Genomic DNA, 14,477 nt, shown 5'->3' on the forward strand with positions numbered 1-14,477 from the left:
GTGGATCTCCGGTGGATCTCCGGTGGATCTCCGGCCGATCCGCGCCGGATCGTTTCTCGTAGCCCCAGGTCGGAGGCCCGCATTTGTGCGGGCACCCCCCTGTGGTGGCAGCATGGGCCGTGTGACGGCAGCCGTACCCATGGAGATCGAGAAGACCGAGTCGGCGGAGGAGGCCTTCGCCGTACCCGAACCCGACGTGCCGTGGGTGACGATCGTCCACAACGACCCGGTGAACCTCATGAGCTACGTCACCTATGTCTTCCAGACGTACTTCGGGTACTCGAAGGACAAGGCCACCAAGCTCATGCTCGACGTCCACCACAAGGGCCGCGCGGTCGTCTCCAGCGGAACACGCGAGGAGATGGAACGCGACGTGCAGGCCATGCACGGCTACGGTCTGTGGGCCACCCTCCAGCAGGACCGGAAGTAGCGACGCACCTGATGCCAGGACAATTCGAATCGCTCCCCGGCGGCGGCGCGGCCGTCGCGCTCGACGAGGTCGAGATCTCCATCATCCGCTCGCTGGCGGTGCAACTCCTGGAGCTGATCGGGCCGGGGCCCGCCGGGGACGCCCCCGACGACCCGCTCGCCGAGCTCTTCGCCGAGGGTCCGAGCGAACCGCCCAAGGATCCCGTCCTGCTCCGGCTGTTCCCGGACGCCTACAGCGACCCCGAGGGCACCCCGACGGCCCGGGAGGCCGAGGAGCAGCGGGCGTACTCCTCGGAGTTCCGCCGCTTCACCGAGAACGACCTGCGGGCCGGTAAGCGCGACAACGCCCTCGCGGTGATCCACTCCCTGGACGCGCTGGCCGCGACCGGTGAGGGCGGGGCCGTGCTCAAGCTGTCGACCCAGGAGTCCCGGCAGTGGCTCGGCTCCCTCAACGACCTGCGGCTGGCCATCGGCTCCCGCCTCGACGTCGTCGACGAGGAGGACACCGACCTCCTCTACCACCTACCGGACGAGGACCCCCGCAAGCCGATGGTGATGGCGTACCTGTGGCTGGGCGGCCTCCAGGACTCCCTCGTCGCCACGCTGATGCCCTGAGGAATCCGTCTCGGTTTTCCCGGGTGTTCGCTCAGAGGACACTCAAATCCGAATAACGATCGCGTCACCACGCCCGCGAGGGATGCCCTCGCGGGTGTTTTTTGTCCGCTTCTCCCTGTGCCGTGCGCCACACGGCGTCCAGTTGATCACTACGGCGGCCGTGTTAAATCTTCACGATCGCCCGACGGACGCCACCCATGTCCGCTCGGGTGCGCCACCGAGTCGGCCATCGCCGGCCAGGCACCGCTCCATCACATCCGGGGGGATCGGAACCCGATCCGGGGTCGACGAACGACTCTGATCGGCCCAGCGTGGAGAAAGGCGCAACGACACATGACCTCCGCTCAGGTCAACAACAGCGGCGACGAAGCCGTGCGCGGCGACGCACCCGAAGAGGGGTACGAGCGCGGGCTCGGCAGCCGCCAGGTCCAGATGATCGCGATCGGCGGCGCCATCGGCGTCGGCCTCTTCCTGGGAGCCGGGGCGAACATCGCCAAGGCCGGTCCCAGCCTGATCTTCATGTACGCCCTCGCCGGCGTCATCATCTTCTTCATCATGCGGGCCCTCGGCGAGCTGCTGCTGTACCGCCCGGTCTCCGGCTCCTTCGCGGAGTACTCCCGCGAGTTCCTCGGCCCGTTCTTCGGCTATTTCACCGGCTGGACGTACTGGCTGATGTGGGTCGTCACCGGCATGGCCGAACTCACGGCCGCCGCGATCTACGTCAACTACTGGTGGCCCGACATCCCGCGCTGGGTGACCGCCCTGGTCTTCCTGGTGATCCTCTTCGGCGCCAACCTGATCTCGGTGAAGCTCTTCGGCGAGATCGAGTTCTGGTTCTCCATGGTCAAGGTCACCGCCCTGCTCGGCATGATCGTGATCGGCCTCGGCGTCCTCACCTTCGGCTTCAGCGCCGCCGGTGACACGGCCGCCGTCTCCAACCTGTGGGCCTTCGACGGGTTCTTCCCCAAGGGCGTCGGCTCGTCCCTGATGACCCTCCAGGGCGTGATGTTCGCCTACCTCGCCGTCGAACTGGTCGGCGTCACGGCCGGTGAGTCGGAGAACCCCGAGAAGACCCTCCCCAAGGCCATCAACACCCTGCCCTGGCGGATCGCGCTCTTCTACGTCGGCGCCCTCACCGTCATCCTCTGCGTGGTGAAGTGGACCGAGTTCGCGCCCGGCGTGAGCCCCTTCGTCGCCGCCTTCGCCAAGATCGGCATCCCGGCGGGCGCCGCCATCGTCAACTTCGTGGTCCTGACGGCGGCCCTGTCCTCCTGCAACTCGGGCATGTACTCCACCGGCCGCATGCTGCGCACCCTCGCGGACAACGGCGAGGCCCCGCGCGTCTTCAGCAAGCTGTCGTCGACGAAGACCCCGGCGTTCGGCATCACCGTCTCGGTGCTCTTCATGGGCATCGGCGTGATCCTGAACTACATCGTCCCGGAGAAGGCCTTCGGCTACGTCGTCTCCGTCGCCACCGCCGCCGGCATCTGGACGTGGCTGATGATCCTGATCAGCCACGTCCTCTACCGCCGCGGCGTGGACGCCGGCCGCCTGCCCGCCTCGTCCTTCCCGGCCCCCGGCGGCGCCAAGTGCAGCTGGGTCGCCATCGTCTTCCTGCTCTTCGTCACCGGCCTCATCGCCTACGACGCCGACTCCCGCGTCTGCCTCTACGTCATGGCCGGCTGGGCCGTGGCCCTCGGCATCGGCTGGCTCGTGCTGAAGAGCCGCAACCCGGAGGTCACCGAGCGCCGCGACGCGGAGTTCGAGAAGGTCGGCTGACCCGGCACGCCAAGGGCCGCGCGCCCCTGGTCCCAGCATGTGGGCCGTTCCGTACCACCCCCCGGTACGGAACGGCCCTTCTGCATATCCTGGCGACCATGCTGACCATCACCCAGGCCCTCGTCGACCAGATCGTCGCCCACGCGCGCAAGGACCACCCCGACGAGGCGTGCGGCGTCGTCGCCGGACCGGCGGGCTCGGACCGCCCCGAGCGCTTCATCCCGATGCTGAACGCGGCCATGTCGCCCACGTTCTACGAGTTCGACTCCGGCGACCTGCTCAAGCTCTACCGCGAGATGGACGACCGCGACGAGGAGCCCGTGGTCATCTACCACTCCCACACCGCCACCGAGGCCTACCCCTCGCGCACCGACATCTCCTACGCGAACGAGCCCGGCGCCCACTACGTCCTGGTCTCCACCGCCGACACCGACGGCCTCGGCGACTTCCAGTTCCGCTCGTACCGCATCGTCGAGGGCGAGGTCACCGAGGAGGACGTGCGGATCGTCGACGCCTACTGAACCGTCGGCGGACCACGTTCACGGCTACGGTGGTCCTGCCCAGGCGTACGCCCGCGCACGCACCCAACTGCCCGTGACGGAGACGGTGTTGACACAGCAGACGCGACGACTGCCCGGCCGGCGCCCCACCCTCGACGACGTGGCACGCGGCTCGGGTGTCTCGAAGTCCACCGTGTCACGGGTGATCAACGGCGAGGACAAGGTGCGCGCGGAGGTCGTCGAACGGGTCCGGGAGGTCATCGCCGAACTGGGCTACGTCCCGAACTCCGCCGCCCGCCAGCTGGTCACCCGCCGCAACAACGCCATCGCCGTCGTCGCCAGCCAGCCGCAGAACCGGCTCTTCATCGACCCCTTCTTCGACCTCCACATCCGGGGCATCCGCAAGGAACTGGTGGCCCACGGCGCCCAGCCCGTCCTGCTCTTCCTGGAGGAGCCCGAGGAGTACCCCCGGGTCGGTGAATTCCTCGGCGGCGGCCACGTCGACGGCGCCCTGCTGTTCTCCCTGCGCGCCGACGACCCGCTGCCCGGCATGATCGACCGGCTCGGCCTGCCCGCCGTCTTCGGCGGCCGGCCGCTGGTCCGCGACGGCGAGCCCGCGCACGACCGCGTGTACGTCGACGCCGACAACCGGGGCGGGGCCCGCGAGGCCGTCCGCCACCTGGTCGCCCTGGGCCGGGAACGCGTCGCCACGATCACCGGCCCCGTCGGCCAGGAGGCATCGGCGCTCGACCGCCTGGACGGCTACCGGGACGTCCTGCCGGACGCCTCGCCCCTCCTGGTCGAACACTCCGACTACACCCGGCAGGGTGGGGTCGACGCCATGACCGCGCTCCTCGACCGCCGCCCCGACCTGGACGCCGTCTTCGTCGCCTCCGACCTCATGGCCTCCGGCGCGCTCCAGGTGCTGCGCGAGCGGGGCCGCCGGGTGCCGGACGACGTGGCCGTCGTCGGCTTCGACGACCTCGCGCCCATCGCCGAGCACACCGATCCGCCGCTGACCACCGTCCACCAGGACATCGAGGGCATGGGCCGGCTGATGGCCCGGCTGCTGTTCACTCACGGCGACGACGGCCCCACGGACGGCGGGGCGACGGCGCCGGGCCCCCAGTCGTCGGTGATCACGCCGACGCGGCTCGTCGTACGGCAGTCCGCCTGACAGGCGTACGGGCGGCGTACGGGCGGTGGCCGAGCAGTGGTCGAGCGGTGTTCGGGCGGTGTTCGGGCGGTGCTCGGGCAGCGGCTGAGCGGTGGTCGAGCGTGTGACCGAACCGCCGCTGAGGTGGGTGGTCTCACTCCCCGGCCCGAAAACGTCCGGCATGTGGGATCACATTCCGGGACCCGGACCGGGAATCGATACGATGAGCGCATGGTTTTTGACGACGTGAGCGAGAAGACGCCGGGCGCACTGCTCGTGGCGCGGCTGCACGTCGACCTGTGCAGGCTTGCCAGCGCCATCTGTTGACGCCGACCCCTGCCGCCGTACGGCCGTGAGCCGCGGCGCCGACACCTGTGTGACCACGCACTCCGCGCTGCCGCGCGCCACCGACCCACCACTCCCGACAGGAGCCGCACACCATGGCCATCGAGGTCCGCATCCCCACCATCCTCCGCCAGTACACCGACGGTCAGAAGGCGGTGGAGGGGGCCGGCGCCACCCTCGCCGAGCTGTTCACCGACCTCGAGAGCCGTCACGCGGGCATCCAGGCGCGCATCGTGGACGGCGGTGAACTGCGCCGCTTCGTCAACGTCTACCTGAACGACGAGGACGTCCGCTTCCTGGAGGGCATCAACACCAAGCTGTCCGACGGCGACAACGTGACGATCCTGCCGGCCGTGGCCGGCGGCATGGCCTGATCACCCATGCGCTACGACTCCCCGCTGGCCGCGGTCGGCAACACCCCTCTGGTGTGCCTGCCGCGGCTGTCGCCGTCCGCCGACGTCCGGATCTGGGCGAAGCTGGAGGACCGCAACCCGACGGGTTCGGTCAAGGACCGGCCCGCCCTGCACATGATCGAGCAGGCGGAGAAGGACGGGCGGCTGACCCCCGGCTGCACCATCCTGGAGCCCACCTCGGGCAACACGGGCATCTCCCTCGCCATGGCGGCCAAGCTCAAGGGCTACCGCATGGTCTGCGTCATGCCCGAGAACACCTCGCAGGAACGGCGTGACCTGCTCGGCATGTGGGGCGCCGAGATCATCTCGTCCCCGGCCGCCGGCGGCTCCAACACGGCCGTACGCGTCGCCAAGGAACTCTCCGCCGAGCACCCCGACTGGGTGATGCTCTACCAGTACGGCAACCCCGACAACGCGGGCGCCCACTACGCGACGACGGGCCCGGAGATCCTGGCGGACCTCCCCTCCATCACCCACTTCGTCGCCGGTCTCGGCACCACCGGCACCCTGATGGGCGTGGGCCGCTACCTCCGCGAACAGAAGCCGGACGTCAAGATCGTCGCCGCCGAGCCGCGCTACGACGACCTCGTCTACGGCCTGCGCAACCTCGACGAGGGGTTCGTGCCGGAGCTCTACGACGCGTCGGTCCTCACCACCCGCTTCTCCGTCGGCTCCGCCGACGCGGTGACGCGCACACGGGAGCTGCTGCAGCAGGAGGGCATCTTCGCTGGCGTCTCCACGGGGGCCGCGCTGCACGCCGCTATCGGGGTCGGCAACAAGGCGGTCAGGTCCGGCGAGCCGGCCGACATCGTCTTCGTGGTCGCCGACGGCGGCTGGAAGTACCTGTCGACGGGCGTCTACACCGCCGCGACGACGGAAGAGGCCATCGAGACGCTGCAGGGCCAGCTCTGGGCGTAGGGGCGCGTTCCGGGGTGGGCCGGGGGGTGCGTTGTCGGGTGCGGCTCCGGTGGGCCTTCTCGCGCAGTTCCCCGCGCCCCTGAAAGACCAGGCCCTGCGGGCCTGAAAAGCCAGGGGCGCAGCCCCTGCTTTTCAGGGGCGCGGGGAACTGCGCGAGCAACCCCACTCACCCGCACCCGACAACGCACCCCCTTCGGCTCCCTCCTTCGGCTCCCCTCTCCGGCTCCCCCGGACGGGCCCATCACCAGCCGAACCGGTGACAGCACAGGTGAGTTCGCCCACAACGGCCCCTGGCGGAGGAGCGACGCACCCTTTTGCGCCTTACGCTCAACGGACCGCACCAACCGTGTTGCACCCATGTCCGTCCTTCGCAACCCCGCCACCCGCAAAACGCAACCCGTCTGCACGTCACGACTGACACGACTGTCACGACTTCACGCCAGCGCGGAGGTTACAGCTCCCATGAAGCTCACCGTCGTCGGCTGCTCGGGGTCGTTCCCGTCCGCGGAATCGGCCTGTTCGAGCTACCTCGTAGAGGCCGACGGCTTCCGGCTGCTCCTCGACATGGGCAACGGTGCCCTGGGCGAGCTGCAGCGCCACTGCGGTCTCTACGACCTCGACGCGATCTTCCTCAGCCATCTGCACGCCGACCACTGCATCGACATGTGCGCGTATTTCGTCGCACGGTACTACCGCCACGACGGCGGCCGCTGCGACCCCATCCCGGTCTACGGACCCGAAGGCACCGAGCAGCGCCTGACCACGGCCTACGCCGACACCCCGTCCGCCTCCTCCATGAGCGAGGTCTTCGACTTCCACACGGTCAAGCCGAGCACGTTCGAGATCGGCCCGTTCACCGTCCACACGGAACGGGTCGCCCACCCCGTCGAGGCGTACGGCATCCGCATCGAACACGGCGGCCGGGTCCTGACGTACTCCGGGGACACCGGCGTCACCGACACCCTGGACGAACTGGCGCGCGACGCCGACCTGTTCCTGTGCGAGGCCGCCTTCACGCACGGCAAGGAGAACATCCCGGACCTCCATCTCAACGGCCGCGAGGCCGGTGAGACGGCCGCCCGGGCGGGCGCCCGCCGTCTCGTCCTCACCCACGTCCCGCCGTGGACGGACCCCCAGGTCAACCTCGTCGACGCCCGCGCGGTGTACGACGGCCCGGTGGAGCTGGCGATGCCCAGGGTGTCGTACGAGGTCTGAGGACGCCGTAGGCGATACGCGGTATCCGAGCACGACGTACGCGAAGAGCCGAGCGCTACGTACGCGAGGAGCCGAGCGCGACGTACGCGAAAGGCCCCCGGAGCGGACTCCGGGGGCCTTCCTCGTGCTCGGGGGAGCCTTGGCGGCTACTTCGCCTCCGCCTTCTGGAGCTCGGCGAGCTCCTCGTCCGACTCCCGGCCGGGGGTCGGCAGGTTGAAGCGGACGATCGCGAACCGGAAGATCACGTAGTAGAGGGCGCCGAAGCACAGACCGACCAGGATCAGGGCCCAGGGCTTGGTGGCGATGCCCAGGTTGAGGCCGAAGTCGATCACGCCGGCCGAGAAGCCGAAGCCGTCCTTCATACCGAGCGCCCAGGTCAGGGCCATGGAGACACCGGTGAGCACCGCGTGGATGGCGTACAGGACCGGGGCGATGAACATGAACGTGAACTCGATCGGCTCGGTGACACCGGTGATGAACGAGGTCAGCGCCATGGAGAACATCATGCCGCCGACCACCGCGCGCCGCTCCGGACGAGCCGTGTGGTAGATCGCGAGACAGACGGCCGGCAGGCCGAACATCATGATCGGGAAGAAGCCGGTCATGAACTGTCCGGCGGTCGGGTCACCGGCCAGGAAGCGCGCGATGTCACCGCTCTTGCCCTCGTACGAACCGGCCTGGAACCACGGGAACGAGTTCAGCAGGTGGTGCATGCCGACCGGGATCAGCGCACGGTTGGCGACACCGAAGATGCCCGCGCCGACCGCGCCCGAACCGACCAGCCACTCGCCGAAGTTGTGCAGACCCGCGCCGAGGACCGGCCAGATGTAGCCGAAGACGATGCCGATGAGCAGGCCCGCGAAGGCGGCCAGGATCGGCACCAGGCGGCGGCCGCCGAAGAAGCCGGCCCAGTCGGGCAGCTTGGTGCGGTGGAAGCGCTGGTAGAGCAGGGCGACGACCAGGCCCATCACCACACCGCCGAGGACACCGGCGTTGACCGCCGCGTCCACCATCACGACCTTGCCGTCGACGACCGTGGCCTTCTGGGGGAGGTTGGAGTCGGTGAAGGTGGCCAGCACCTTCTGGAAGACGAGGTAGCCGACGACCGCGGCGAGGGCGGTCGAGCCGTCCGACTTCTTCGCGAAGCCGATCGCGATGCCGACGGCGAACAGCAGCGGCATGTTGTCGAGGATGGCGCCGCCGCCGGCCGCCATGAAGCTCGCGAACTTGGTGATGAAACCGGGGAGCGACTCGCTGCCCAGCATGTCCGTGGTGCCGAGCCTGACGAGCAGGGCTGCGGCCGGCAGCACGGCGACCGGCAGCATCAGGCTGCGGCCGATACGCTGCATGACAGCCATCGTGCGGGGGCCCCAGCCGGGGCCCTTGTTGTCTGCGGCCGGGGGAGCGGCGCTGGCCGTGGTCACAACTTCCTCCATGAGTGCAGGGCGCCGCCCGGGGACGGGAGTGTGGGGGAGGGGCAGCACGGAGAGGTCTACACCATTCAGTGGTGTAGACCTGTTGTAGCACGGTGGGGGGTGGCCAAGGAACCCGCGATTCCCGTTTTATGCCTTCGTGATGTCGCCGGGACTTCGCCCTCCGTTCCCGGCCCCGCTTGGCGGGCATGCCCTGCGTGGTGTAGACCAGTCGCGAACGATGCGCGGCGATTCGCAGACGCTCCGCACTCCACACGGTCATCAGGGAGAGACGCCATGGCCACCAAGGCTGAGAAGATCGTCGCCGGGCTCGGCGGCCTCGACAACATCGACGAGGTCGAGGGCTGCATCACCCGCCTGCGCACCGAGGTCCATGACGCCTCCCTCGTCGACGAGGCCGCCCTCAAGGCCGCCGGCGCGCACGGCGTCGTCAAGATGGGCACCGCCATCCAGGTCGTCATCGGCACCGACGCCGACCCCATCGCCGCGGAGATCGAGGACATGATGTAGGGCCCCGCGGCCCCGAACGCGATGAGGGGGTGTCGCACGACACCCCCTAAGCTCAGCGGCATGTCTCGAATCGACGGCCGCACGCCCGAACAGCTCCGCCCGGTCACCATCGAACGCGGGTGGAGCAAGCACGCCGAGGGCTCCGTCCTCATCTCCTTCGGCGACACGAAGGTCTTCTGCACCGCCTCCGTCACCGAAGGCGTCCCCCGCTGGCGCAAGGGCAGCGGCGAGGGCTGGGTGACCGCCGAGTACTCCATGCTCCCCCGCGCCACCAACACCCGCGGCGACCGGGAGTCCGTACGCGGCAAGATCGGCGGCCGCACCCACGAGATCTCCCGCCTCATCGGACGCTCCCTGCGCGCCGTCATCGACTACAAGGCGCTCGGCGAGAACACCATCGTCCTCGACTGCGACGTCCTCCAGGCCGACGGCGGCACCCGCACGGCGGCCATCACCGGCGCGTACGTCGCGCTGGCCGACGCCGTGTCCTGGGCCCAGGGCAAGAAGCTGATCAAGGCGAACCGCCAGCCCCTCACCGGCACCGTCTCGGCCGTCTCCGTCGGCATCGTCGGCGGCGTCCCCCTCCTCGACCTCCGCTACGAGGAGGACGTGAAGGCCGACACCGACATGAACGTCGTCTGCACCGGCGACGGCCGCTTCGTCGAGGTCCAAGGCACCGCCGAGGCCGAGCCGTTCGCCCGCGAGGAGCTCAACTCCCTGCTGGACCTTGCCGTTTCCGGCTGCGACGAACTGGCTGCCCTCCAGCGCAAGGCGCTTGATACGGTCCTCGAAAGGTAAAGAAGGGTAAAGGGCGCGCCAAGAGCGACGGCCGCCGGTGGCAACCACCTCGGCCCCGCCCGCGTCCTTGCACATACGGGTGCACGGCACACCACCGTGCACCCGGCCACACCGCAACAGCCGTACACGCAGCACGCGGCAGTAGCCGTTCATGCACCACACAGGGGGCCGTCAGGCCTGCACCCAGTACCCCAGGAGGACCGTTCCATGGCCGCGAGTCGCCGACGTCGTACGACCACCATCGCCGGAGCCGTAGCCGCCGTCGCCCTGACGGTCGGGCTGACCACCGGCTGCGACGCTGTGAACAAGGCCCTGGACTGCGTCCAGACCGCCGACGCCATCGCCCAGAGCGTGGACGACCTCCAGCAGGCCGTCCAGAACGCGGCGGACGACCCCACGCAGCTGGAGGAGTCCCTCGCCTCCATCGACAAGAACCTCGACGAGATCGGCGACAAGACCGACAACGCCGACGTCAACAAGGCCGTCGACTCCCTGCAGAAGGCCGTCACCGACACCCAGACCGCGGTGGAGAACGGGGACACCACCCCCGACATCAGCGGCATCACCGACGCGGCGGGCGAACTGACGAAGGTCTGCACGTCCTGACCCCGCGGAACTCGGCGGAGGCGGAACTCGGCCGGAGCCAGTGAAACTCGGCGGAGCCGGGCGGCGGGGATCGCGATACTGGTGGGCATGACCCGCCTGATCCTCGCCACCCGCAACGCCGGCAAGCTCACCGAACTCAAGGCCATCCTCGCCGACGCCGGTCTGACCCACGACCTCGTCGGCGCCGACGCCTACCCGGACGTCCCCGACGTCAAGGAGACCGGCGTCACCTTCGCCGAGAACGCCCTGTTGAAGGCCCACGCCCTCGCGCAGGCCACCGGCCTCCCCGCCATCGCCGACGACTCCGGCCTCTGCGTCGACGTCCTCGGCGGCGCCCCCGGCATCTTCTCCGCCCGCTGGGCCGGCCGCCACGGCGACGACAAGGCCAACCTGGAACTGCTCCTCGCCCAGCTCGGCGACATCGCCGACGAACACCGCGGCGCCCACTTCACCTGCGCGGCGGCCCTGGCCCTGCCGGACGGCACGGAGCGGGTGGTCGAGGGCCGGCTCAGGGGCGTACTGCTGCACTCCCCGATCGGCACGAACGGCTTCGGCTACGACCCGATCCTCCGGCCGGAGGCCGACACGAGAAGCTGCGCCCAGCTGACGGCGGAGGAGAAGAACGCGATCAGCCACCGGGGGCAGGCGTTCCGAGCGTTGGTGCCGGTGGTGCGGGAGCTGTTGAGCTGACCGATCATACGAACACGCCCCGCACCCTCGAAACGAAGGTGTGGGGCGTTGTTTTACGTGGGCCCGGTGGGACTCGAACCCACGACACACCGGACCTAAACCGGCGCCCTCTTGGCCAGCTGGGGTACGGGCCCGCAGCGTCGCCTACTCTACCGGGCCTCGGGGACGTGGAACGCGGCTGGATCGGTTTGCGTAAGTGGCTGTCTGGCTGTGGCAGGAGGGGCACAGATACCGGAGGTTTTCGCGACGGTTGTCCAACCGGTCGCCGTTGATGTGATCGATCTCCAGGACCAGTGTCCTGCCTTGCCAGATGTCGCCGATGCCACACGCGGTGCAGACGTGCGGCACACCGAGGTCATCGAGGGCGCGACGCAGCAGAGCGGTCCTGGTGCGGTTCGAGCCCGGCTCCAATCGGCGCAGGATCTGGTCGGGAGACTTTCGGTGCCGCGATACAGTGCCGCGAAAGTGGCCCTGCCCGGTGAAGTGATCAGTGGCGATGCCGTGTGCCAGGAGAGTGCGCTTCACTCGTGTGCGGGCGGCACCATTGGTGTGGTGATAGCCGAGGATCTTGAGCAGGCCGGCAACGCTGGTGGCTCGGGCAGCCGCTGAAGCGAGAACGTCCGGGGGAAGAGCTTCGACAGTGCGTCCACGACTACGTGAGAAGTGCGACGTGTCGATGCCGTATTGGTGAAGTCGCTTTTTGACGAGCCAGTAAGGACTGTCCTCCGGCGGATAGCCCAGATACTCGAACATCTCGCGGATGCTGTGCGAGTGGGCCGCCGCCTCTTCCAGTAGTTCGCGTGAATAGGACCGCTTCTCTCGGGGCGGAAGCGGCTCTTCGACGAAGTGTGAGGTATCGATCCCGTAGTGCTCCAGTCTGCGGCGCAGGTAGCGCCGAGGACCGCTGCCCAAAGTCGTGCCCAGCCGCCTCATCATGTCCACCAGGCTGGTCGAGGTGGCCGCAGTCCTCATCAGTACGTCCTTGGTGTACTTGAGATTGCTCATGCGCTCTTCCGCTTCCGCCGTCCCCGGTAAGTGTCGGTCGTGGCATGACAGTTGGGGCACAGCAGCCGTAGATTCCCCGGGCGGTTGTCCCACCAGTCGCCGTTGATGTGGTCGACTTCGAGGCGGAGCGGTTTGCTGTTCCACTCCGGCCCTGTGCCGCATGACGCGCAGGATTCGCGAACTCCCCTGCGCAGGAGCCCTCGGAGCAGTCGGTCGCTTGGGACCCTTCCGTCGTCGGGGCTGCGCAGGGTGAGCGGGTCGCCGAGTGATCCCTTCGGGCGCCCTTTGCGCACGGAGTTGAAGTGGGAAGTGTCGATTCCGAGCGTGGCGATCCGGCGACTGATGTGAGTTTGGTTGCCCCCGACCTGGCTGATTCCGAGGTGGCGCACTGCGTCCTTGACACTGGTCGACTCCGCCACGGCAGCACGTAGGCGCTCTTCCGTGTGCCGGACCCGGCGTGTAGCGAAATGCGAGATGTCCACGTCGGCCTGGGCCATCTTCTGGCGTAGGTAGCGCCTGCTTCCTGGAGTCGGTCTGCCGCCGCACCACCGAACGGCCTCGTCGATGTGCGTCGTCTCGCGTGCTGCTTCCTCCAGCAGTTCGCGGGTGAACCTGACGGTCATGATTTCTCCGTTCCAGGCCGCCTGTTCGTGTCTCGTACGGAGTAACGAGCCGTAAATCGGACAGTCACGCACGAAATGCGGAACGGCCCGTACCGGGGTGATCCGGTGCGGGCCGTTCTGTGGGGCGGAGGTGGGGGACGGAGGTGGGGCGGTAGTGGGGGTCAGATACCCAGGTCCTTGATGATCTTCGCCACGTGGCCCGTCGCGCGGACGTTGTAGAGGGCGTGTGACACCTTGCCCTCCTCGTCGACGATGATCGTGGAGCGGATGACGCCCAGGTACGTCTTGCCGTAGTTCTTCTTCTCGCCGAAGGCCCCGTACGCGTCCAGCACCGTCTTGTCGGGGTCGCCGAGAAGGGTGACCTTCAGGGACTCCTTCTCACGGAACTTGGCGAGTTTCTCGGGCTTGTCGGGGGAGATGCCGATCACGTCGTACCCGGCGTCCGCGAGGAGCTCCAGGTTGTCGGTGAAGTCACAGGCCTGCTTGGTGCAGCCCGGGGTCAGGGCGGCCGGGTAGAAGTAGACGATGACCTTGCGGCCCTTGTGGTCGGACAGGGACACCTCGTTGCCGTCGGCGTCCGGGAGGGTGAAGGCGGGGGCCACGTCCCCGGGCTGGAGTCGCTCGCTCATCGGTCCAGCGTAATGGCGGGCCCTGGCGGTCCCGTGCCGGGTGGAGCTGACAGACTGTGCGGAACCAAGGGATTTCAGGGACAACCGACTACGGGAGGCCGCGCGGTGGCGGAGAGCTCGGACATCAGGACCCCGGCCGAGATCGAGGCGGACATCAAGCGCCGCCGCGAGAACCTCGCCGAGACGCTCGACGAGATCGGCGTTCGGGTGCATCCCAAGACCATCGTGGGCGACGCCAAGGCCAAGGTCGTCTCCAACATCGACCACACCCTCGGCGCGGCGTACGTCTCGGTCAACCGGGTGGTCAGTGACGTCAGGGGCCAGTTCGTCGACGAGGACGGCGCGCCCCGGGTCGAGCGCATCGTGCCCGTCGCCCTCGTGGTCGTCGCGGTGGTGGGGCTCCTCGCCCTCGGCACTCGGCGTCGTCGGGTCTGACGAGGACAGGTAGGTTCGGAGTGTGAGCGAGAAGACCCAGCACGACAAGTTGCCCATTCGGATGCTGCACGACCGCGTGCTCGTGCGGCAGGACACCGCCGAGGGCGAGCGGCGTTCCGGCGGCGGCATCCTGATCCCCGCGACGGCGGCCGTCGGCCGGCGTCTCGCCTGGGCCGAGGTCGTCGCGGTCGGCCAGAACGTCCGGACCGTCGAGCCCGGCGACCGGGTCCTCTACGACCCCGAGGACCGTGCCGAGGTGGAGGTGCGGGGTGTGGCGTACGTCCTGATGCGGGAGCGCGATCTGCACGCCGTGGCCGCGGACCGGTTCGAGGGGTCGGAGGACTCCACGGGCCTGTATCTCTGAGACGTGTCTCTGAG

General features: G+C 68.8%; 19 protein-coding genes and 1 tRNA gene. 15 read left to right on the forward strand and 5 right to left on the reverse strand.

Annotated elements, in window-relative coordinates; translation table 11 throughout:
• The first annotated feature begins 112 nt into the window (after window positions 1–112).
• The 9 genes from clpS to ACZ9QC_RS26355 all read left to right on the forward strand — a co-directional run bounded on the left by clpS (window position 113) and on the right by ACZ9QC_RS26355 (window position 7,370).
• The gene (gene clpS, locus ACZ9QC_RS26315) at window positions 113–430 is read left to right on the forward strand and encodes an ATP-dependent Clp protease adapter ClpS (RefSeq protein ID WP_472915370.1); all 318 of its coding nucleotides are present in this window, start codon (window positions 113–115) and stop codon (window positions 428–430) included.
• A gap of 11 nt (window positions 431–441) precedes the next feature.
• Window positions 442–1,044, forward strand: coding sequence for a DUF2017 domain-containing protein (locus ACZ9QC_RS26320; protein WP_472915371.1), 603 nt, complete (start codon window positions 442–444; stop codon window positions 1,042–1,044).
• Between the two features lie 333 nt (window positions 1,045–1,377).
• Entirely contained in the window at window positions 1,378–2,823 is a 1,446-nt protein-coding gene (locus ACZ9QC_RS26325) for an amino acid permease (RefSeq protein ID WP_472915372.1), read from the forward strand.
• 98 nt (window positions 2,824–2,921) lie between these two features.
• The gene (locus ACZ9QC_RS26330; protein ID WP_060884533.1) at window positions 2,922–3,344 is read left to right on the forward strand and encodes a M67 family metallopeptidase; all 423 of its coding nucleotides are present in this window, start codon (window positions 2,922–2,924) and stop codon (window positions 3,342–3,344) included.
• 88 nt (window positions 3,345–3,432) lie between these two features.
• Window positions 3,433–4,500 (forward strand): LacI family DNA-binding transcriptional regulator, encoded by a 1,068-nt coding sequence (locus ACZ9QC_RS26335; protein WP_472915373.1) that lies wholly within the window; start codon window positions 3,433–3,435, stop codon window positions 4,498–4,500.
• A 210-nt stretch (window positions 4,501–4,710) separates the two neighbouring features.
• On the forward strand, window positions 4,711–4,806 hold the full coding sequence (locus tag ACZ9QC_RS26340) for a putative leader peptide (protein WP_020115562.1): 96 nt from the start codon (window positions 4,711–4,713) through the stop codon (window positions 4,804–4,806).
• Window positions 4,807–4,919: 113 nt separating this feature from the next.
• A complete protein-coding gene (locus tag ACZ9QC_RS26345) occupies window positions 4,920–5,198 on the forward strand; it encodes a MoaD/ThiS family protein (RefSeq protein ID WP_215455756.1) in 279 nt (92 codons plus the stop codon).
• 6 nt (window positions 5,199–5,204) lie between these two features.
• Window positions 5,205–6,155: a PLP-dependent cysteine synthase family protein gene (locus ACZ9QC_RS26350; RefSeq protein ID WP_472915374.1), complete on the forward strand. Its 951-nt coding sequence runs from the start codon at window positions 5,205–5,207 to the stop codon at window positions 6,153–6,155.
• Window positions 6,156–6,617: 462 nt separating this feature from the next.
• Window positions 6,618–7,370, forward strand: coding sequence for an MBL fold metallo-hydrolase (locus ACZ9QC_RS26355; RefSeq protein ID WP_472915375.1), 753 nt, complete (start codon window positions 6,618–6,620; stop codon window positions 7,368–7,370).
• A 146-nt stretch (window positions 7,371–7,516) separates the two neighbouring features.
• Here ACZ9QC_RS26355 and ACZ9QC_RS26360 read toward each other — a convergent pair whose 3' ends face one another.
• Window positions 7,517–8,794, reverse strand: a complete 1,278-nt coding sequence (locus ACZ9QC_RS26360) for a PTS transporter subunit EIIC (protein WP_472915376.1) — start codon at window positions 8,792–8,794, stop codon at window positions 7,517–7,519.
• A gap of 285 nt (window positions 8,795–9,079) precedes the next feature.
• On the opposite strand from ACZ9QC_RS26360, the gene ACZ9QC_RS26365 reads away from it, so the two are divergent.
• From ACZ9QC_RS26365 to rdgB, 4 genes are all read left to right on the forward strand, one after another.
• Complete coding sequence (locus ACZ9QC_RS26365; RefSeq protein ID WP_045560653.1) at window positions 9,080–9,313, forward strand: PTS sugar transporter subunit IIB; 234 nt, start codon at window positions 9,080–9,082, stop codon at window positions 9,311–9,313.
• A 60-nt stretch (window positions 9,314–9,373) separates the two neighbouring features.
• A complete protein-coding gene (rph, locus tag ACZ9QC_RS26370) occupies window positions 9,374–10,111 on the forward strand; it encodes a ribonuclease PH (RefSeq protein ID WP_472915377.1) in 738 nt (245 codons plus the stop codon).
• A 207-nt stretch (window positions 10,112–10,318) separates the two neighbouring features.
• The gene (locus ACZ9QC_RS26375) at window positions 10,319–10,717 is read left to right on the forward strand and encodes a hypothetical protein (protein ID WP_472915378.1); all 399 of its coding nucleotides are present in this window, start codon (window positions 10,319–10,321) and stop codon (window positions 10,715–10,717) included.
• Between the two features lie 87 nt (window positions 10,718–10,804).
• The gene (gene rdgB / locus ACZ9QC_RS26380) at window positions 10,805–11,407 is read left to right on the forward strand and encodes an RdgB/HAM1 family non-canonical purine NTP pyrophosphatase (protein WP_472915379.1); all 603 of its coding nucleotides are present in this window, start codon (window positions 10,805–10,807) and stop codon (window positions 11,405–11,407) included.
• 58 nt (window positions 11,408–11,465) lie between these two features.
• Here rdgB and ACZ9QC_RS26385 read toward each other — a convergent pair.
• The 4 genes from ACZ9QC_RS26385 to bcp form a co-directional block, all read right to left on the reverse strand.
• Window positions 11,466–11,541, reverse strand: a tRNA-Leu gene (locus tag ACZ9QC_RS26385).
• 10 nt (window positions 11,542–11,551) lie between these two features.
• Window positions 11,552–12,412: an HNH endonuclease signature motif containing protein gene (locus ACZ9QC_RS26390; RefSeq protein WP_472915380.1), complete on the reverse strand. Its 861-nt coding sequence runs from the start codon at window positions 12,410–12,412 to the stop codon at window positions 11,552–11,554.
• Window positions 12,409–13,035: an HNH endonuclease gene (locus ACZ9QC_RS26395; protein WP_472915381.1), complete on the reverse strand. Its 627-nt coding sequence runs from the start codon at window positions 13,033–13,035 to the stop codon at window positions 12,409–12,411. The genes ACZ9QC_RS26390 and ACZ9QC_RS26395 overlap by 4 nt, the downstream gene beginning before the upstream one ends.
• A gap of 161 nt (window positions 13,036–13,196) precedes the next feature.
• Window positions 13,197–13,664 (reverse strand): thioredoxin-dependent thiol peroxidase, encoded by a 468-nt coding sequence (gene bcp, locus ACZ9QC_RS26400; protein WP_472915382.1) that lies wholly within the window; start codon window positions 13,662–13,664, stop codon window positions 13,197–13,199.
• A gap of 105 nt (window positions 13,665–13,769) precedes the next feature.
• Between bcp and ACZ9QC_RS26405 the strand changes: the two genes are divergently transcribed.
• Window positions 13,770–14,099 (forward strand): DUF3618 domain-containing protein, encoded by a 330-nt coding sequence (locus tag ACZ9QC_RS26405; RefSeq protein WP_472915383.1) that lies wholly within the window; start codon window positions 13,770–13,772, stop codon window positions 14,097–14,099.
• A 22-nt stretch (window positions 14,100–14,121) separates the two neighbouring features.
• A complete protein-coding gene (locus tag ACZ9QC_RS26410) occupies window positions 14,122–14,463 on the forward strand; it encodes a GroES family chaperonin (RefSeq protein ID WP_033525031.1) in 342 nt (113 codons plus the stop codon).
• Window positions 14,464–14,477 lie beyond the last annotated feature (14 nt).

The organism is Streptomyces sp. HUAS MS02 (assembly GCF_055702265.1).